At 62.8% G+C, this 19,074-nt stretch carries 13 protein-coding genes and 2 pseudogenes; 11 read left to right on the top strand and 4 right to left on the bottom strand.

The genetic code is table 11. The features are described from left to right. Window positions 1–32: 32 nt before the first annotated feature. Window positions 33–2,696, top strand: a complete 2,664-nt coding sequence (alaS, locus tag ACTJKL_RS17360; protein ID WP_440853401.1) for an alanine--tRNA ligase — start codon at window positions 33–35, stop codon at window positions 2,694–2,696. 47 nt (window positions 2,697–2,743) lie between these two features. Here alaS and ACTJKL_RS17355 read toward each other — a convergent pair whose 3' ends face one another. Then, complete coding sequence (locus tag ACTJKL_RS17355; RefSeq protein WP_440853400.1) at window positions 2,744–4,402, bottom strand: SulP family inorganic anion transporter; 1,659 nt, start codon at window positions 4,400–4,402, stop codon at window positions 2,744–2,746. A gap of 170 nt (window positions 4,403–4,572) precedes the next feature. On the opposite strand from ACTJKL_RS17355, the pseudogene ACTJKL_RS17350 reads away from it, so the two are divergent. After that, window positions 4,573–4,854: pseudogene (locus ACTJKL_RS17350) on the top strand (helix-turn-helix domain-containing protein); the annotation flags it as partial. A 102-nt stretch (window positions 4,855–4,956) separates the two neighbouring features. Next, a pseudogene (locus ACTJKL_RS17345) lies at window positions 4,957–5,420 on the top strand (AraC family transcriptional regulator). An 84-nt stretch (window positions 5,421–5,504) separates the two neighbouring features. Here the strand turns inward: ACTJKL_RS17345 and ACTJKL_RS17340 are convergent. Then, a complete protein-coding gene (locus ACTJKL_RS17340; protein WP_010969471.1) occupies window positions 5,505–6,719 on the bottom strand; it encodes an NADP-dependent isocitrate dehydrogenase in 1,215 nt (404 codons plus the stop codon). Between the two features lie 307 nt (window positions 6,720–7,026). Between ACTJKL_RS17340 and ACTJKL_RS17335 the strand changes: the two genes are divergently transcribed. From ACTJKL_RS17335 to ACTJKL_RS17300, 8 genes are all read left to right on the top strand, one after another. Further along, window positions 7,027–9,042, top strand: a complete 2,016-nt coding sequence (locus ACTJKL_RS17335; RefSeq protein WP_440853399.1) for an FUSC family protein — start codon at window positions 7,027–7,029, stop codon at window positions 9,040–9,042. 50 nt (window positions 9,043–9,092) lie between these two features. Then, the gene (locus ACTJKL_RS17330) at window positions 9,093–9,923 is read left to right on the top strand and encodes an RNA methyltransferase (protein ID WP_018095098.1); all 831 of its coding nucleotides are present in this window, start codon (window positions 9,093–9,095) and stop codon (window positions 9,921–9,923) included. Further along, complete coding sequence (gene murI / locus ACTJKL_RS17325) at window positions 9,910–10,743, top strand: glutamate racemase (protein WP_379943532.1); 834 nt, start codon at window positions 9,910–9,912, stop codon at window positions 10,741–10,743. The genes ACTJKL_RS17330 and murI overlap by 14 nt, the downstream gene beginning before the upstream one ends. A gap of 167 nt (window positions 10,744–10,910) precedes the next feature. Beyond that, window positions 10,911–12,425: a helicase HerA domain-containing protein gene (locus tag ACTJKL_RS17320; RefSeq protein WP_379943530.1), complete on the top strand. Its 1,515-nt coding sequence runs from the start codon at window positions 10,911–10,913 to the stop codon at window positions 12,423–12,425. 253 nt (window positions 12,426–12,678) lie between these two features. Then, window positions 12,679–13,296 (top strand): 30S ribosomal protein S4, encoded by a 618-nt coding sequence (gene rpsD, locus ACTJKL_RS17315; protein ID WP_003533017.1) that lies wholly within the window; start codon window positions 12,679–12,681, stop codon window positions 13,294–13,296. 143 nt (window positions 13,297–13,439) lie between these two features. Continuing rightward, complete coding sequence (locus ACTJKL_RS17310; protein WP_324761832.1) at window positions 13,440–14,387, top strand: glutaminase; 948 nt, start codon at window positions 13,440–13,442, stop codon at window positions 14,385–14,387. Between the two features lie 149 nt (window positions 14,388–14,536). After that, on the top strand, window positions 14,537–15,421 hold the full coding sequence (ttcA, locus tag ACTJKL_RS17305; RefSeq protein WP_440853412.1) for a tRNA 2-thiocytidine(32) synthetase TtcA: 885 nt from the start codon (window positions 14,537–14,539) through the stop codon (window positions 15,419–15,421). Continuing rightward, window positions 15,418–16,242 carry an inositol monophosphatase family protein gene (locus tag ACTJKL_RS17300; protein WP_324761831.1) on the top strand — a complete coding sequence of 275 codons (825 nt, stop codon included), beginning with the start codon at window positions 15,418–15,420 and terminating at the stop codon, window positions 16,240–16,242. The genes ttcA and ACTJKL_RS17300 overlap by 4 nt, the downstream gene beginning before the upstream one ends. Before the next feature lie 112 nt (window positions 16,243–16,354). Here the strand turns inward: ACTJKL_RS17300 and ACTJKL_RS17295 are convergent, their stop codons facing one another. Further along, window positions 16,355–17,668 (bottom strand): multidrug effflux MFS transporter, encoded by a 1,314-nt coding sequence (locus tag ACTJKL_RS17295; protein ID WP_440853398.1) that lies wholly within the window; start codon window positions 17,666–17,668, stop codon window positions 16,355–16,357. A gap of 57 nt (window positions 17,669–17,725) precedes the next feature. After that, window positions 17,726–18,973 carry a multidrug effflux MFS transporter gene (locus ACTJKL_RS17290; protein WP_275597850.1) on the bottom strand — a complete coding sequence of 416 codons (1,248 nt, stop codon included), beginning with the start codon at window positions 18,971–18,973 and terminating at the stop codon, window positions 17,726–17,728. Between the last annotated feature and the right edge of the window lie 101 nt (window positions 18,974–19,074).

Genomic DNA, 19,074 nt, shown 5'->3' with positions numbered 1-19,074 from the left:
TGCCGCCGGAGTGTACACAGATAGGACGCAAGATGAGCGGCGTGAATGAAATCCGGTCGATGTTCCTCGACTATTTCCGCAAGTACGGTCACGAGGTCGTGCCGTCCAGCCCACTCGTGCCGCGCAACGACCCGACATTGATGTTCACCAATGCGGGCATGGTGCAGTTCAAGAATGTGTTCACCGGGCTCGAGCAGCGACCCTATTCGACCGCGGCGACGGCGCAGAAATGCGTGCGCGCCGGCGGCAAGCATAACGACCTCGACAATGTCGGCTACACCGCCCGTCACCACACCTTCTTCGAGATGCTCGGCAATTTCTCCTTCGGCGACTATTTCAAGGAGCGCGCGATCGAGCTTGCCTGGAACCTGATCACCAAGGAATACGGGCTCGATGCCAAGCGTCTGCTCGTCACGGTGTACCATACCGACGACGAGGCATTCGGCCTTTGGAAGAAGATTGCCGGCCTGAGCGACGATCGCATCATCCGCATCGCGACGAGCGACAACTTCTGGGCCATGGGAGACACCGGTCCATGCGGCCCGTGCTCGGAAATATTCTACGATCACGGCGATCATATCTGGGGCGGACCTCCCGGCTCGGCCGAGGAAGACGGCGATCGCTTCATCGAGATCTGGAACCTCGTCTTCATGCAGTACGAGCAGATCACCAAGGAAGAGCGCGTCGACCTGCCGCGGCCTTCGATCGACACGGGCATGGGGCTGGAGCGCGTGGCCGCCGTGCTCCAGGGCCAGCACGACAATTATGACATCGACCTTTTCCGCGCGTTGATCGCGGCTTCCGAAGAGGCGACCGGCGTGAAGGCCGAGGGGGACCGGCGCGCGAGCCATCGCGTCATCGCCGATCATCTGCGTTCCTCCGCGTTCCTGATCGCCGATGGGGTTCTGCCGTCGAACGAGGGCCGCGGTTACGTTCTGCGCAGAATCATGCGCCGCGCCATGCGCCACGCACAGTTGCTCGGCGCGCGGGATCCGCTGATGTGGAAGCTCCTGCCGGCGCTCGTGGGCCAGATGGGCCGCGCTTACCCGGAACTCGTCCGCGCCGAAGCGCTAATCTCGGAAACGCTGAAGCTGGAGGAAACCCGCTTCCGCAAGACCCTGGAGCGCGGCCTCAACCTTTTGGCGGAGGCTTCGGCCGATCTTTCCGAAGGCGACCAGTTCAACGGCGAGACGGCGTTCAAGCTCTACGACACCTACGGTTTTCCGCTCGACCTCACCCAGGACGCGCTGCGCGCCAAGGGCATCGGCGTCGATACGGACGCATTTACGGCCGCCATGCAGCGGCAGAAGGCCGAGGCCCGCGCCAACTGGGCCGGCTCCGGCGAAGCCGCGACCGAGACCATCTGGTTCGAGCTCAGGGATAAGCACGGCGCGACCGACTTCCTCGGCTACGACACCGAGTCGGCTGAAGGGGTCATTCAGGCGATCGTCAGGGATGGTGCCGTCGTCGAGGCGGCCACCAAGGGCGAGAACGTACAGCTGGTTCTGAACCAGACGCCTTTCTACGGCGAATCCGGCGGCCAGATGGGCGACACCGGCGTCATCGCCACCGAGACCGGCAAGCTTACTGTGACCGACACGCAGAAACGTGGCGAAGGGCTCTTCGTCCACTATTGCACCGTGGAGGAAGGCAGCGTGAAGACCGGCGAAGCGGCTGCCCTGACGGTCGACCATGCGCGCCGTGCGCGCCTGCGCGCCAACCATTCCGCGACGCATCTGTTGCACGAGGCGCTGCGCGAGGTCCTCGGTACCCATGTTGCCCAGAAGGGCTCGCTCGTCGCGCCTGAGCGCTTGCGCTTCGACGTCTCGCATCCGAAGCCGATGACGGCGGAGGAGCTGAAGATCGTCGAGGAGATGGCGAACGAGATCATCGTCCAGAACACGCCGGTCGTCACACGGCTGATGAGCGTCGACGATGCGATCGCCGAGGGCGCCATGGCGCTCTTCGGCGAGAAATACGGCGACGAGGTGCGGGTCGTGTCCATGGGGCAGGGCCTTCGCGGCTCCAAAGCCGGCAGGCCCTATTCGGTCGAGCTCTGTGGCGGTACGCATGTGTCCGCTACGGGCGATATCGGCCTCGTTCGCGTCGTCTCGGAAAGCGCTGTCGGCGCCGGCGTGCGCCGGGTGGAGGCGCTGACCGGTGAGGCCGCGCGAGCCTATCTCAACGAACAGGATGAGCGGGTCAAGACGTTGGCATCTGCCCTGAAGGTCCAGCCCTCGGATGTCCTCGGGCGCGTCGAGGCGCTGCTCGACGAGCGCCGCAAGCTGGAACGGGAACTTACCGAGGCGAAGAAGAAACTCGCGCTCGCGGGTGACGGTCAGAACGGCTCCGGGGATGCCGCCCGCGAGATCGGCGGCGTCCGGTTCCTCGGCAGGGTGGTATCCGGCGTCGAGCCGAAGGACCTGAAGAGCCTTGCGGACGACGGCAAGAAGACGCTCGGTTCGGGCGTGGTCGCCTTCGTGGGCGTCAGCGGCGACGGCAAGGCGAGCGCCGTGGTGGCGGTCACCGACGACCTCACTTCGAAAGTCAGCGCCGTGGATCTGGTGCGCGTCGCTTCGGCTGCGCTCGGCGGCAAGGGCGGCGGCGGGCGGCCCGACATGGCCCAGGCCGGCGGTCCGGACGGCGGACGTGCAGCGGAGGCGATCGAGGCGGTCGCAGTAGCGTTGGCCGGGTGAGCGGCGTGGTGCGAAAAGACGAATAATGGGCGCTGCGGCGCCCTTTTTCATGTGCGCCGTTCGCTGCGGATTGTGTCGAGTGCCGCCGGAACCGAGGCGCGCATCAAGACACGCGGTGGACGCACGTGGTGTTGATACAAGGCGCGACGAACCTGCGTATTGGCACCGACGATAATGACGCGCACGCCGATCCTCTCCGCCTTGCGCAACGTCCCTTCGATGATGTTCGCGGCGGTAGAATCCATGAAGGGGATTTCCGAGCAATCGAGAATGAAGTTGCGGCGCTGATCGGCGATCCGATCGAGCACCGCGGCAACGGTGGCTGCCGATCCGAAGAAGAAGACGCCTGCAATCCGATAGATCACCGTTTCGGGATCATCGCCGATGACGGGGTGCTCTTCGTCGCCGTTCCCCGCTTGCAGCAGCTCGAGCGACTTCATTTCACCGACCGAAATGCTTTTCGCCATTCGATTGATGAACAGGAGGGCGCCGAGCGCGACTCCGATCACTATCCCTTCTGTCAATTCGCGAAAGACAACGATGAAAAAGGTCGCGAGCAGCACGACGGCATCTCCGTAGGACGACCGCAAGAGCGCCATGAAGGCCGGCTTCTCGATCATGTTCCAGGCAACGACTGCAAGCACGCCGGCGAGGGAAGCGAGTGGGATATAGCTTGCGAGCGGTGCGGCAAGCAGCATGAAGAGAAGGAGAAAGACCGAATGCAGCATGCCAGAAACGGGGCTGGTGCCTCCGGCGCGAACGTTGGTTGCCGTGCGGGCAATGGTGCCGGTGACGCAGATGCCGCCGAAGAGCGCCGAACCTAAATTGGCGACTCCCTGAGCAATCAACTCCATGCTGGATCTATGTCTGCGTCCCGTCATGCCATCGGCCACCACGGCCGAAAGCAGTGACTCGATCGCGCCGAGAAGAGCCAACGAGACCGCGTCCGGAAACACCGCAACGGCTTTCTCAAGGGAGAGCGGCGGCAAGGTCGGAAGCGGGAGGCCGCGCGGAATACCGCCGAAACGGCTGCCGATCGTGTCCGTCGGCAAAGACAAGGCGGCGACGAGCACCGATGCGGCACCAACGGCAATCAGCATGCCGGGCCAATGCGGCCTCGATCGGCGCAGCGCGAGAATGATGCCGATCGTGAGGGTGGCGGTCACCACTGCCGCCCAATTGACCGTGTCGGCAGCCCGGCCGAGTGCCACGGTCTTTTCGACGATCGGTCCGGGTTCGCTACCCGAAAGCGTCAGGCCGAAAAGGTCGCGCAACTGGCTGGCGAAGATGATCACGGCAATCCCTGCCGTGAAGCCGACTGTGACGGGGTAGGGGATGAATTTGATGTACTGTCCGAGGCGCAAGTAGCCGGCCGCAACGAGCATGATGCCAGCCATGGCAGTCGCAAGCAGCAGGCCGTCGATGCCGTGCCGGGCACCGGTCGCGGCGACGAGAACGATGAAGGCACCCGCCGGACCGCCGATTTGGACCCGGCTGCCGCCGAGGAGTGAGACGAGGAAGCCGCCGACGATTGCGGTATAGAGGCCGCGATCGGGTGTTACGCCGGAGGCGATGGCGATGGCCATCGAAAGCGGCAAGGCGACGATGGCGACCGTCAGGCCGGCCAGAGCGTCCGCTTTCAGCCTGGTGCGGCCGTATCCCTCGGCGATCACGCTGACAGTTTTCGGGATAAGAGAATCGGGCATCGGAGAAACCTTCGAGATCCGCCACGTTTGCAGGATCCTGCGCGCCGGGCATTGTCAGCCTATCTGAGTCGCATTGCCGCACAAGCGGAGCGGGCAGCACTTAGGTCAGCAGGATTTGTCAAATCGATCCGTGGTTTGAAGGCGATCGAGCGAAGCGCGGAAGGTTCGATATGACGGGCGGTGCATGGGCTACATATGAGAGGCGGCTTCATCGCGTCTCGGCCTATATCTACGGGCATCTCGATGAAGAACTGGATCTCGGCCGGTTGTCGGAGATCGCATGTCTTTCGCCGCACCACTGGCATCGCATCTACCGGGCGGTAAATGGCGAGACATTGGCGGCGACCGTCAAGAGATTGCGGCTGCAGCGCGCGGCGGCAGAGCTCGTCCAGACCGATCTTTCCGTCGAAGCGATCGCGCGACGCTCCGGCTACCCGAATGTTCAATCCTTCAACCGCACCTTCAAGGCCGTCTATGGCCTTCCGCCGGCGCGCTACAGGAAGGAGGGGAGCCACAGGGCCTTTGAAGCCGCCTCTACGGAAGGAAATGCTGTCATGTACGATGTTGACTTGAGGACGATAGAGCCTCTGACCCTGGCGGGTGTCGCCCATTCCGGTTCCTACATGGGTATCGGCGAGGCGTTCGAAACGCTTTACGGTAGCCTTTTTGCACGCGGCCTCTTTCGGCCGGACATGGAGATGGTCGGAATCTACCTGGATGACCCGGAACTCGTGGAGACGGATAAGCTCCGATCCTTCGCCTGCGTGACGGTCAACGGCGAGCACGCGGCCGAGGCGCCGCTGACGCCCAAAAAATCGAGGGCGGGCACTATGCCGTGCTGCGGCACAAAGGCCCCTATGCCGACATGCCGAAGGCCTATCGATGGCTTTATGGGACCTGGCTTCCGAACTCCGGCCGCGAAATCCGCGACTGCGTCATGTTCGAGAAATATCTGAACAACCCGCGCGAGGTGGCCCCGACCGAGCTGCTTACGGAAATCTATCTGCCGCTCAAGTAATGCGGCTCCATTTTGCTCGTACCATTCAAGCAAGAAACCCGGCACAAGGCCGGGTTTCGCAGTTGTGGTTGTCGGGCTGGCCGCTTAGGCGGCCATTGCCTTCCTGAGGTTCTCGTCGATCTTGTCGAGGAATCCGGTGGTCGACAGCCAGGGCTGGTCGGGGCCGATGAGGAGTGCCAAGTCCTTGGTCATGAAGCCCGATTCGACCGTATCGACGCAGACGCGCTCCAGCGTTTCGGAAAACTTCGCGAGTTCGGCGTTGCCGTCGAGCTTGGCGCGGTGGGCGAGGCCGCGGGTCCAGGCGAAGATCGAGGCGATCGAGTTGGTCGAGGTTTCTTCGCCTTTCTGGTGCTGGCGGTAGTGGCGCGTCACCGTGCCGTGGGCGGCTTCCGCCTCGACCGTCTTTCCGTCCGGCGTCATCAGCACCGACGTCATCAGGCCGAGCGAGCCGAAGCCCTGCGCGACGATGTCGGACTGCACGTCGCCGTCATAGTTCTTGCACGCCCAGACATAGCCGCCGGACCACTTCAGCGCCGAGGCGACCATGTCGTCGATCAGGCGGTGTTCGTACCAGAGCTTCTCGGCCTTGAACTGGGCGGCGAATTCCTCGTCGAACACCTTCTGGAAGATATCCTTGAAGCGGCCGTCATAGGCCTTCAGGATCGTGTTCTTGGTCGAAAGGTAGACCGGAACCTTGCGCTGCAGGCCGTAGTTGAACGAGGCGCGCGCGAATTCGGTGATCGATTCGTCCAGGTTGTACATGGCGAGTGCCACGCCGGCGCCCGGCGCGTCGTAAACGTCATGCTCGATCGTCTGGCCGTCTTCGCCGACGAACTTGATCGAGAGCTTGCCCTTGCCCGGGAATTTGAAATCGGTTGCGCGGTACTGATCGCCGAAGGCGTGGCGGCCGACGATGATCGGCTTGGTCCAGCCGGGAACGAGGCGCGGCACGTTCTTGCAGATGATCGGCTCGCGGAAGATGACGCCGCCGAGGATGTTGCGGATCGTGCCGTTCGGCGACTTCCACATCTTCTTCAGCTTGAACTCCTCGACGCGGCCTTCGTCCGGCGTGATCGTGGCGCATTTGACCCCGACACCGTGTTTCTTGATGGCGTTTGCGGCGTCGATCGTCACCTGGTCGTCAGTTGCATCACGGTTTTCGACGCCGAGGTCGTAATATTCGAGATCGAGGTCGAGATAAGGATGGATCAGCTTGTCCTTGATGAACTGCCATATGATGCGGGTCATCTCGTCGCCGTCGAGTTCGACGACCGGATTGGCGACCTTGATCTTTGCCATTGATATGCCTCGTAGCTTGCGGAACACCGCGTGCGGCATTCCGACGGTGGGAGAAATCCAGAGCCCTATAGCACTGTGAGCCAGCAAGGCAAAGCATGCTTGGCCGAAACTTTGGACCAAGGCGGCGAGCTCGGAATCGGCCGGTCGCGCCCGGTCTTCAGACCGGGGGGCGGTCACCTCACGGCTTTGAAAAGACCGCGCGAAAGGCTATTTCAGAAATCGAGCGGCGGCGTGCTTCAACTGTTTTTTGCGCGTCGTCATCCCACAAACGCTGCACGCTGCGGGCGTGCGGACAGGCAGAGGCGCCATGACGTTCAGGCTTCGCTTCCGGGACTGGCTGCTGGCCAATGATCCGGCCTTTTCCCGGCTGCGGCAGGCGTCCCGCATAACGGCGACGGTGGTGATCTCGGTCGCTCTGCTGATCGCCTTCCATTTCATCGCCACACCGCTGCCGCCGGCCGCCTATGGGCTTGCGATAACGCTTTCGATCGAAGGCGGTCTGGCGGTTCGCGACCGGACGGCCTCGGAACAACTGGTCACGCGTATTCTGGCGGTCGTCACGGGCGTTGCGATGGTCACGCTCGCCTCTACGCTGGAGCGCTACCGGCACGTTTCCGATCTCGTTTTTCTCGTAGTCATCTTCGTAGCCGTCTATGGCCGCGCCTTCGGTCAGCGGTGGTTCGCCGTCGGCATGTTCGCCTTCATGTCCTATTTCACCGGAGCCTATCTGCGCCCGTCGCTGGATCAGTTGCCGGCGCTGGTTCTCGGTGCCGGGATCTCGGCGGCGACCGCGCATCTTGTCCGAACCGTCCTTCTTCCGGACGACCGCTACCGTGATCTCCTGAGGGCGATCGCGAGCGTCCAGCAGAGGGTGGATGAAATCCTTCATGAGATCGCAGCGGCTGCGCGCAGGCCCATTCTCAAGGCTGCCGATCGCCGCAGGCTGCACGCGCTGGAGGAGAGGTTGAAGGAAGCCGTGCTGATGGCGGAGAGCTTCATTGCGACGGACAACCGTCGCCCGGCGCCGGAACCCGGCGTCGTCTCTGCGGACCTCGCCATCGGGCTCTTCGACATTCATCTTGCGGCCGAGAGCGTGATCGTGCTCAGCCTTCAGGCAATGCCGCCTGCGATAGTTGTCGACGCAGCCCTGGCGAAAAATGCGGACGAGATAGAACGGGGAATGCAGTCGCTGGGCGAGGCGAATGTCAGGCAGTTCGAGGCGGCAAGGGCTCTGCTTTGGCTTCATACGGTTCGAGATCGCCTCGATCGCAGTCTGGGCGCCCTCAAGGAGGCCGACCTCGATGAACCGCATCCGGTGCCATCTCCTGTGCCCTTGGCGGCAGTGGCTCGCTTTTCCATGGCCGACCCGGCTTTACGGAGCGCGATCCAGATTACCCTCGCCTCGGGCATCGCAATGGTGTTCGGCCTGATGCTTTCACGCGAGCGCTGGTTCTGGGCGGTTCTCGCTGCGTTCCTCGTCTTCACCAATACGCGCTCCCGGGGTGATACCGCAGTGAAGGCTTTGCAGCGGTCGGCCGGCACATTGGCGGGCATCGTCGTCGGACTTGCGGCGGCAAGCGCGATCGGCGGGACTGTCTATATAGTCCTGCCCCTGGGTGCGGCCTGCATCTTTCTGGCCTTCTATTTCCTCCCGGTCTCCTACGCGAGCATGACTTTCTTCGTCTCGGTCGTCCTCTCTCTCGCCTACAGCCTGCTCGGCGTTTTGACGCCGCAGCTTCTGGAGCTACGTCTCGAGGAGACCCTTGTCGGCTCAATCGCCGGCGCGGCGGTGGCTTTCGTCGTGTTTCCGACGAAGACCCGCACGACGCTCGATGGGGCGATCAGAAACTGGTGCGACAAGCTCGCCGAATTGCTGGAGGAGGCAAGGAGGGGAACGTCAGGCCTTGATCTCGTCAGCCGGTCACAGTCGCTCGACCGCGCCTACAGGGACCTGGCCGCTGCCGCCAAACCCCTCGGCGTCTCCTGGCAGCTCGTCACCCGCCCGGGGCATGTGCGCCAGACCCTGGCGGTGTTCATGGGCTGCACCTATTGGGCGCGCATATTCGCGCGAAAGATGTCGCAGGCCGCGGAAAGCCCGGATGACTTCGCGGCGCAGATCGCGGAAAATCTGAAGCTCGCAAGCAAGGTGCGCGAAACCGGAGCGGACTATTTCTACCGGTCCCGGAGCGTCGCTGCGCCGGTCGAGCGTCATCTGCCGGTATCGCGCGACGACGCAGGCCTTGGACTGGAGATGGTTGCCGTTTCGCTCGAGCGTCTTCATTCGCCGCGCGTGCGGCCCGCCGGGCAGGAGCGCGGGCTTTAAATCCGCCTCCATATATGCGAGGGAAGCGCCGAACAGAAGGCACACAGGCGATGGCAGGCACAAACAGCGAACGCGAACTTTTGACGGAAGGTCCGGCGATCATTCTCGCCTTTCCCCAGCTCGGCGAGAATATCGGCATGGTGGCGCGCGCCATGGCGAATTTCGGCCTGTCCGAACTGCGCCTCGTCAGCCCGCGCGATGGCTGGCCGAGTGAAAAGGCACGCTCCGCCGCCAGCCGCGCCGATCACGTGATCGACGGCGCCAAGCTTTACGAAACGCTCGAAGAGGCGCTCGCCGACCTCAATTTCGTCTACGCGACCACCGCGCGCGACCGCGACGGCTTCAAACCCGTGCGCTCGCCGATCGTCGCCGCCCGGGAACTCCGTCACCGGTTCAAGGAGGGCGAGAAGGTCGGCATCATTTTCGGCCGCGAGCGCACCGGACTGACCAATGCCGAGGTCGCGCTTGCCGACGAGATCGTGACCTTCCCGGTCAATCCCGCCTTCGCTTCGCTGAACCTCGCCCAGGCAGTGCTGCTCATGTCCTATGAGTGGCTGAAGACCGGCATGACCTCCGAGGACGAGACATCTTTCCAGGCGAGCCAGCAGCGCCCGGCGACGAAGGAGCAGTTGCATGGGCTCTGCGAGCATCTGGAAGAGGCACTCGACGCGCGCAACTATTTCCGTTCCGCCGACAAAAAGCCGAAATTGGTCGAGAATCTGCGCGCGGTTCTGACCAGACCATCCTTTACCGAATCGGAAATCCAGGTGCTGCGCGGCGTCATTTCTTCGCTCGACCGTTTCACGCGCGAAAATCCGCGTGGCTCCGCAGCTCCGCCCGGGCATAGCAGGAAAGAACAGAGCGGCGGTGACAAAGACTGAGCTGAAGCCCATTCTCGTCTTCGACAGCGGGATCGGTGGCCTGACGGTGCTGCGCGAGGCGCGCGTGCTGATGCCGGAGCGGCATTTCATCTACGTCGCCGACGATGCCGGTTTTCCCTATGGTGGCTGGGAGGAGGGCGCTCTGAAGGAGCGGGTGATCGCTCTATTCGGTGGGCTGCTTGCCGAGCATGATCCGGAAATCTGCATCATCGCCTGCAATACGGCATTCACGCTCGTCGGCGCGGATCTGCGCGCCGCCTATCCGCAGATGACCTTCGTCGGCACCGTTCCGGCCATCAAGCCTGCGGCCGAGCGCACCCGTTCCGGCCTCGTGTCGGTGCTTGCGACTCCGGGAACCGTGAAGCGCGCCTACACCCGCGATCTCATCCAGTCCTTCGCCTCGCAATGTCACGTCAGACTGGTCGGTTCGGAGAACCTCGCGCGCATGGCGGAAGCCTATATTCGCGGCGACGCATTGGGTGACGAGGCGGTTCTCGCCGAGATCGCGCCCTGCTTCGTGGAGGCGGAGGGAAAGAGAACCGATATCGTCGTGCTGGCCTGCACGCACTATCCTTTCATGGCCAATGTTTTCCGCCGGCTGGCGCCCTGGCCGGTAGACTGGCTGGATCCGGCCGAAGCGATCGCGAGGCGGGCTCGCTCGCTGGTGCCGCTGCCGAACGGGTTCGAGCCATTGAACGGCGAGGACCCGGCGATCTTCACATCGGGCAATCCCGATTTCGCGACACGCCGTCTGATGCAAGGCTTCGGCTTGAGCGTTGCCGCTGCCGCAACTGCGGACAGGCGCGAAGCGGTCACCTGAATCGGCGCACGACATTGCTGCGCATGTCCGAGAGCGGCATTCGAGCGCCAACTATTCCCTGTGGGTTTCCATAATCGGCGGCACGTTCGAGCGCGATCCATGCTAGGTGTTGCCCGTTTTGGCGACCCGTCCGCGGCCGCGAATCAACCCGTCACGAAGAGGTAAGGATGAAAGTCGGCATCGACATGGGAACGACGTCCGAAGGGACTTCGGCCTCGCTCGATATCGAAGAGCTTCTGGCGACGCGTCTTCTCGTGCAGGGCAATTCCGGCTCCGGCAAGTCGCATCTGCTCCGCCGTCTGCTGGAACAATCCGCGCCTTGGGTGCAGCAGTGCATCATCGATCCGGAAGGCGATTTCGTCACGCTTGCCGACAAGTTCGGCCATGTGGTGATCGAGGGGGAGCGTACCGATGCGGAGCTCATCGGCATCGCCACCCGCATCCGCCAGTACCGCGTTTCCTGCGTGCTTTCGCTCGAAGGGCTGGATGTCGAGCAGCAGATGCGCAGCGCCGGCGTGTTTCTGAATGCAATGTTCGATGCGGACCGGGAATATTGGTATCCCGTTCTGGTGGTCGTCGACGAGGCGCAGATGTTCGCACCGTCCGTCGGCGGCGACGTTTCGGAGGAAATACGCAAGGTCTCGCTCGGCGCAATGACCAATCTCATGTGCCGCGGCCGTAAGCGCGGGCTTGCCGGCGTCATCGCCACGCAGCGCCTCGCCAAGCTCGCCAAGAACGTGGCGGCAGAGGCCTCGAACTTCCTGATGGGACGCACCTTCCTCGACATCGATATGCTGCGCGCCGCCGATCTGCTCGGCATGGACCGGCGCACCGCCGAGATGTTTCGCGACCTGAAGCGCGGCTCATTCGTGGCGCTCGGTCCCGCGCTTTCCCGCCGGCCGTTGAGGGTGACGATCGGTTCGGTCGAGACCTCGGCACGGTCGATGAGCCCGAAGCTGATGCCGCTGCCCGAAGCGCCGCAGGACGTGGCGGACCTGATCTTCACGCCCGACCCGGAGGAATTCACCCGCCCGGTTGTCCGCCGCACAGCGCCGCAGCCGCGCCCCGCGAGCGATATTCTCGCGGAGCTGTCGCGGCCAAGGCCCGAGCCCGCAGCGCCCGTGGAAGCCAAGCCGGTGCAACCGGAAATCTCGGCGGAGGAGCGGGAGGCGCTGATCGGCAGCCTCTTTGCCGAAATCGTCGCAAATCCGGAAGCCGCGTTCAGGCCCGATGCTGAGCTCTACCAGGACTTTCTCGTTCGCTGCCGCATTCGCCGCGTCCCCGGACCCGCGCTCTCCTTGAGCGCATTCCGCCGCAAGATGGCCGTCGCCCGATCGGGCATCGATGCCGAGACGGCGGAAAGCGAGGATTGGGCCTCGGCGCTTGGGCTGGCCGACCGGGTGACGGAAGACCTGCAGGCAGTCTTCCTGATGCTGGCACAGGCGGCCCTGCGCGGGCTGCCTTGTCCGTCGGACGCTATGATTGCCCGCGCCTACGGAACGCATTCGGCCCGTCGCGCACGGCGATTGCTCGGTTATTTCGAAGAGCAGGGGCTTGTCGTGGTGCATGCGGATTTCTCCGGCAAGCGCATCGTCGCTTTCCCGGATCTCGGCAAGGAAACGGCTCCGGGCGACGCCAATGCCCCGGACGCGGGCGATTCAACGCGCGCGGCCGCCGAGTGAATTTGCATTCGGAAGCGCGGCTGAATTTGCCATTGTTCCTGTCATATTCCGTTGACAATTCGCCGCCCAGTGCTTAAAGACCCGCTCAACGCCGGGCAGTGATGCCCGGTGTTTCATTTGACATGTCCCGTGGTTTCTCCGGCAGCGTGATCGTGAGAGGCCTGTCAGAGCCCCTAAAATGGGTTCAGAGGAGGGCGTGTTTCCTTGATCCGGTTTGGCAGCAAACCGGTGTAACACTTTGAAAGGAAATGCGATGAGCAAGCGCGAGTCGTCCAAGTACAAAATTGATCGCCGTATGGGCGAAAATATCTGGGGCCGTCCGAAGTCCCCGGTGAACCGTCGCGAATATGGCCCGGGCCAGCACGGCCAGCGCCGCAAGTCCAAGCTTTCCGACTTCGGCGTGCAGCTGCGCGCCAAGCAGAAGCTGAAGGGCTACTACGGCGATATCCGTGAAAAGCAGTTCCGTGCGATCTTCGCCGAAGCATCGCGCCGTAAGGGCGACACCCCGGAGAACCTGGTCGGCCTGCTCGAATCGCGCCTCGACGCGATCGTTTACCGCGCCAAGTTCGTTCCGACCGTTTTCGCCGCGCGCCAGTTCGTCAACCATGGCCACGTCAAGGTCAACGGCGTTCGCGTGAACATCGGTTCCTATCGCTGCAAGCCGGGCGACGTTATCGAAGTCAAAGAAAAATCGAAGCAGCTCGTTACGGTTCTCGAAGCCGTACAGCTCGCCGAGCGTGACGTTCCTGATTACATCGAAGCCGATCACAACAAGATGGTCGCGACCTTCGTTCGCGTTCCCGCGCTCTCGGACGTGCCGTACCCGGTCGTCATGGAGCCGCACCTGGTCGTCGAATTTTATTCGCGTTAATCAGGGCTCGCCTGAACGAATTGGAAAGCCGCCCGGAGACGGGCGGTTTTTTTGTACGAAGTTGCCGGACGAATCCATAGACTGGAGGCGGGCGCAGGACGGAGTGTCCTGAACGAGACCGCTTCCGAAGTGAGAAGTGCCGTATGCGCGAGCCGAAACCGCAAGAAGACCTCCAGGCGATCATCGACGACATCTTTCTGGAACTGACGCCGCGCCTCGGCGAAGGGAAGGTTGCGGATTATATTCCGCAGCTGGCACGCGTCGATGCCCGTCACTTCGGCATGGCGATCGTCACAACGGCCGGCAAGGTCTATCGCGCCGGCGATGCGGAGATGCCGTTCTCCATTCAGAGCATCTCCAAGGTGTTCACGCTCACGCTGGCGTTGGGCAAACACGGTGAAAACATCTGGAACCGGGTGGGGCGCGAGCCTTCGGGCTCGGCCTTCAATTCGATCGTGCAGCTCGAGCATGAGGGTGGTAAGCCGCGCAACCCCTTCATCAATGCCGGCGCGATCAGGATAAGCGACCTCATTCTCGCCGGCCACACGCCGAAGGAGCTGATCGGAGAGATCGTTCGCTTCGTTCGTTATCTCGCGGATGACGAGGACATCGTGATCGACCACGAAGTCGCACGCTCGGAGACCGCGACCGGTTACCGCAACATCGCGCTTGCGAATTTCATGCGGTCCTTCGGCCGGCTCGATCATCCGGTCGAGCACGTGCTCGGCGTCTATTTCCATCATTGCGCGCTCGCGATGACCTGTAGCCAGCTGGCCAAGGCCGGCCTGTTTCTGGCAGCCGGCGGCACCAACCCGCTGACCGGCCACTCGGTCGTGTCGCGCCAGCGCGCGCGGCGCATCAATGCGCTTATGCTCACCTGCGGCCATTATGACGGCTCCGGCGATTTTGCCTATCGCGTCGGTCTGCCGGGGAAGAGCGGCGTCGGCGGCGGCATCATGGCGGTGGCGCCGGGCAAGGCGTCTATTGCCGTCTGGTCGCCCGGGCTCAACGAATACGGCAATTCGCTGCTGGGGTCGCTGGCGCTCGAAATGCTGGCTGCGCGTACGGGTTGGTCGGTGTTCGGGCCGTAAGCGCGCAGAAAGTAGCCGCCCCTGTACCCTTCACAAAACGCCGGGGGCCGGCATGCCCGTTTTTTCTTGATCTTCCCGGCCGGACGGGGCAAGTGCTGCTTCAGAAAACGAAGCGCCACCTGCGCTCTGCACAATCCGAGATTGCCGCCATGGAAGTCGCACAATCCTCCCCGGACGAGACAGACAGCGTCATTGGCGATGATGCCGCCTTCGAAGGTGCGGCCCATCCGCTTTTTTCGCGCATGCCGTCCTCCGTCTCCTTCAACAAGCTGCGCAAGCGCCTGCTCAGGCAGGCGCGCCAGACGCTCGACGATTTCGGCATGCTCAAGGGCTCCAGACGCTGGCTTGTCGGCGTGTCGGGTGGAAAGGACAGCTACAGCCTGCTGGCGCTGCTGATCGACCTGCAGTGGCGGGGTCTGCTTCCCGTCGAAATCGTCGCCTGCAATCTGGATCAGGGGCAGCCGAACTTTCCGAAGCATATCCTGCCCGACTATCTCCGGTCCATCGGCGTCGAGCACCGCATCGAATACCGCGACACCTATTCCATAGTGAAGGAGAAGGTGCCGGCGGGCGCGACCTATTGTTCGCTCTGTTCACGGCTGCGGCGCGGCAATCTTTATCGCATCGCCCGGGAGGAGGGCTGTGACGCATTGGTGCTTGGCCATCATCGGGAAGACATCCTCGAAACCTTTTTCATGAACTTTTTCCATGGCGGGCGCCTGGCGTCGATGCCGGCAAAGCTTCTCAACGACGAGGGCGATCTGATGGTCCTGCGGCCGCTTGCCTATGCGGCGGAGGACGATCTGGCGAAGTTCGCCGCGGCCATGGAGTTCCCGATCATTCCCTGCGACCTCTGTGGCTCGCAGGATGGGCTCGAGCGCAACGCAATGAAGGCGATGCTTGCGGATATCGAGCGGCGCATGCCGGGCCGCAAGGACACGATGCTGCGCGCGCTCGGACACGTGAACGCCTCGCATCTGCTCGATCCCAAGCTTTTCGACTTCCAATCCCTCTCTCCGGAGCCCAAAGAATGAGCCATTCCGTCGACATCGCCGCACTTGCCAACCTGCTGCAGGAAGCGGCGGTAAAGGAAATCCTCCCGCGCTTTCGCAATCTTGGCTCCGGCGATGTGCGGATGAAATCGGAAGCAATCGACCTGGTGACGGAAGGCGACGAGGCCGCCGAGAGGCTGATCAAGGCGAATATAGACGCGATTGCGCCGGGGGCCGTGTTCATCGGCGAGGAATCCGTCGCCGCCGATCCGGCGCTCCTCGACAAGCTCGCCGGTGCAGATCTCGCGATCGTCGTCGATCCGATCGACGGCACCTTCAATTTCGCAGCCGGCCTGCCGCTCTTCGGTGTGATGGCGAGCGTCGTTGCCGCGGGAGAGACCGTCGCAGGGATCATCTACGATCCGCTCGGCAACGACTGGGTCATCGCCGAGCGGGGCTCCGGCGCGTGGATGTGCCGGCCCGACGGGACGCAGGAGAGACTGTCGGTCACAGCCGGGGTCACCGTCGACAACATGGTGGGCGTCGCATCGGCCGGGTTTTACGCGCAGGCCGAGCGCCGCATCGTCATGGGCAATATGGCGAAGGTCCGGATGGCCACGAGCTATCGCTGCGCGGCGCATGAATACCGAATCTTTGCCGGCGGTCATCTGCACTTCCTGATGTATCAGAAGCTTATGCCTTGGGACCACCTTGCCGGCACCCTGATCGCCGAAGAGGCCGGCGCCTATGCGGCCCGTTTCGACGGCTCGCGTTATCTGCCCGCGCACACGAACGGCGGGCTGCTTCTGGCGACCGACAAGGAGAGCTGGGAGGAGTTGCGGCGGGAGGTCTTCACCGTCTGATCTGAAAAGCGCTTTCGAACGACAGAGGCCGCCCGGTTTTCCGGGCGGCCTCTGTCGTTAGACCCGATGCACTTCCGGACGGAAGACCGCTACACAGTTTCCTGGAAGTGCTCTAGAGGTGTCCGCCGCCGTGTTCGTGCGTCCCATCGCTGTCGCCCGGATGGGTGAACAGCTTTCCATTTTCCGCCCAGAGCGTTGCGAGGATGGTCAGCACGCCGAATAGGGCGTAGCCGCCGAAGAGCGGCTGCAGCGTGCCGTTGAAGAGCTGGCCGACGGCACCGCCGATCAGCGCACCGCCGGTGGTGGAGACGAAACCGGTGACGGCGGTTGCCGTGCCCGCCAGATGTCCCATCGGCTCGAGGCTGATGGCCGTGAAGTTGGTGGCGATGACGGCGAAGAACATCAGCAATAACGAAAACAGGAGATAGCTGACGGCGAAGGCCGGAGTGCCCGCGAGCGACAGGACGTAACCGGTTGCAGCAAAGAGGGTGAAGAGGATCATCGCGGCATGCGAGATGCGTCGCATGCCGAAACTGCGCACGAAATAGCCGTTGGCGAAGTTCGCGACCGCTATCCCGCCCGCGGTGCCCGCAAAGGCGATCGGCATCCAGTCACTGAGGTTGTAGACCTCGCCGAAGACCTGCTGAACGCTGACGACATAGGCGCAAATGACGGCGGTAAACAGGGTCATTCCGATCATATAGCCGCAGGTGATGCGGTTCGTGAGCACCGTGCGGAAGCCGGAAAGGACCGCTCCCACCGAAAGCGGCAGACGTTCCTCCTTCGGCAGGGACTCCTTCATCCGGGTCAGCGCCCAGACGAACAGGGCGGTGCCGACGACGCCGATCAGGATGAAGATCCAGTGCCAGTCGGCATAGGCGATCACTACTTGGCCAAGTGTCGGAGCGACGATCGGCACGATCATGAAGACGATCATGACATAGGACATGACGCGCGCCATGTCGCGGCCGCCGAAACAGTCGCGGACGATCGCCATGGTCGTGATGCGGACGGCGGCACCGCCGATCCCCTGGATGAAGCGGAGCAGGAGCAGCGTCTCTATGCTTTCGACCCAGGAGGCGGCGAACATCGACACGCTGAAGAGTGCAAGGCCGCAAAGGAGAACGGACCGGCGCCCGAAGGCATCCGAAAGGCTCCCGAAGAATATCTGGGAGAGGCCGAAGCCGAGGAAGAAGACGCCGATCACGAGTTGCGTATCGTTGGCGTTGGCAACGTTGAGCGTCTGGCCGATGCTCGGCAGAGCCGGCAGCATGCTGTCGATCGCGAGCGCAATGCTCGCGGTCATGACTGCAATGGTGACGATGAATTCGACAAGGCCCATTCCGAGACGCGCGGCGCCCGAAGCCTGATCGGCATGGCCCGATGATTGTTCACCAAGCGAAGATTGTTGGGAAACGGAAGTCATGTTCAAAACATCCAAAATGGACTGGGAGGAAAAATCGGTGGCCTGGAGCCGATCCGGCTAGCCTGCCGGATTGTGCGGTTTGAAGAGCTTGCCGCCCTCTGCGATCAGCACGCAGACAAGCGCCACGAGTGCGACCGTGAAGAAGCCAACCGCAAGGGGCGTGACGCTGTTATCGAATGCCTGGCCGATGAACGCGCCGATGATTCCGCCGCCGATCGTCTGCGTGAAGCCGAGAACGGATGAGGCGGTGCCGGCAACGTGGCCGAGCGGTTCCATCGCCATGGCGTTGAAGTTGGCGGCGATCAGCCCGAACTGGAACATGGTGGCGGCATGAAGGAGCATGAAGACCGGCAAAGGCAGCGGCCCGATCAATGAAGCCGACATCCAGATGAAACTTGCCAGGGTGAAGCCGAGAAGCGCGGCGTGCGACAATGCCCGCATGCCGAACGTCCGGACAAGTCGCGAATTGGTAAAGGAGGCGACCGCCATCATGCCGGCGAAAGCGGCGAATACTGCCGGAAACCAGACGCCCAGGCCATAGACGCCGACGAGAATTTGTTGCGCCGAGTTGATGAAACCGAAGAGACCGCCAAGGAGAGCCGACGTCGCGAGCGTATAGAACAGCGCCAGCCGGTTCGTCAGCACGATGCGGAAGCCCGCAAGTATGGACGAGGCCGTGAAGGGGCGCCGGTTGGCGGGGGCCAAAGTCTCACGAAGGCGCAAGGCGACCGGAAGCGCTACGGCAACCGCGAACAGTGCGATCACGACGAAGATCATGTGCCATTCGGAAAAGAGCATGATCAATTGTCCGATGCTCGGCGCGATGACCGGGACGATCATGAACACCATCATTACCAGCGACATGATCTCGGCCATCTGCCGCCCGCCATAGACATCGCGCACGATGGAAACGGTGATGACGCGGGTTGCCGCCGCGCCTATGCCCTGGACGAGCCGAAGGAAGAGGAGTGTCGTGAAGGTCGGTACGAAGACGATCGCGAGAGCGCTGACGCCGTAAAGGGCCAGCCCGCCCAACAAGGGTGCCTTTCGCCCGAAGCGGTCGGACAGGGGGCCGAAGAACAGTTGCGCGAACCCCATGCCGAGCAGGTAGGCGGTTATGACGTATTGCCGATGGTTCTCATCGGCCACGCCGAGGCTCGCGCCGATTTCCTGCAGCCCGGGCAACATGATGTCGATCGAGATCGCATTGATGGACATCAGCATGGCCATCAATGCAATGAACTGGACTTTCGTCAGCCCGGAGAGGGTGGCGGCTTGGTCTATGGGCCTTGTCATTTCATACATCCTGCCGGCTGCCGCTTTCCCGGAGCCGGTTCTTTGCCACGCCGAGCCAGTGCGTGGCACGTTTCGCAATGATTTGGATCTGCTGAATAAATTCAGTCTTT

The sequence above is a fragment of the Sinorhizobium sp. 22678 genome, assembly GCF_052044265.1.
GTDB lineage: Bacteria > Pseudomonadota > Alphaproteobacteria > Rhizobiales > Rhizobiaceae > Sinorhizobium > Sinorhizobium meliloti_A.
Note: the sequence above shows the minus strand (reverse complement) of the source record. Positions and strands in the feature narration are given on the sequence as shown.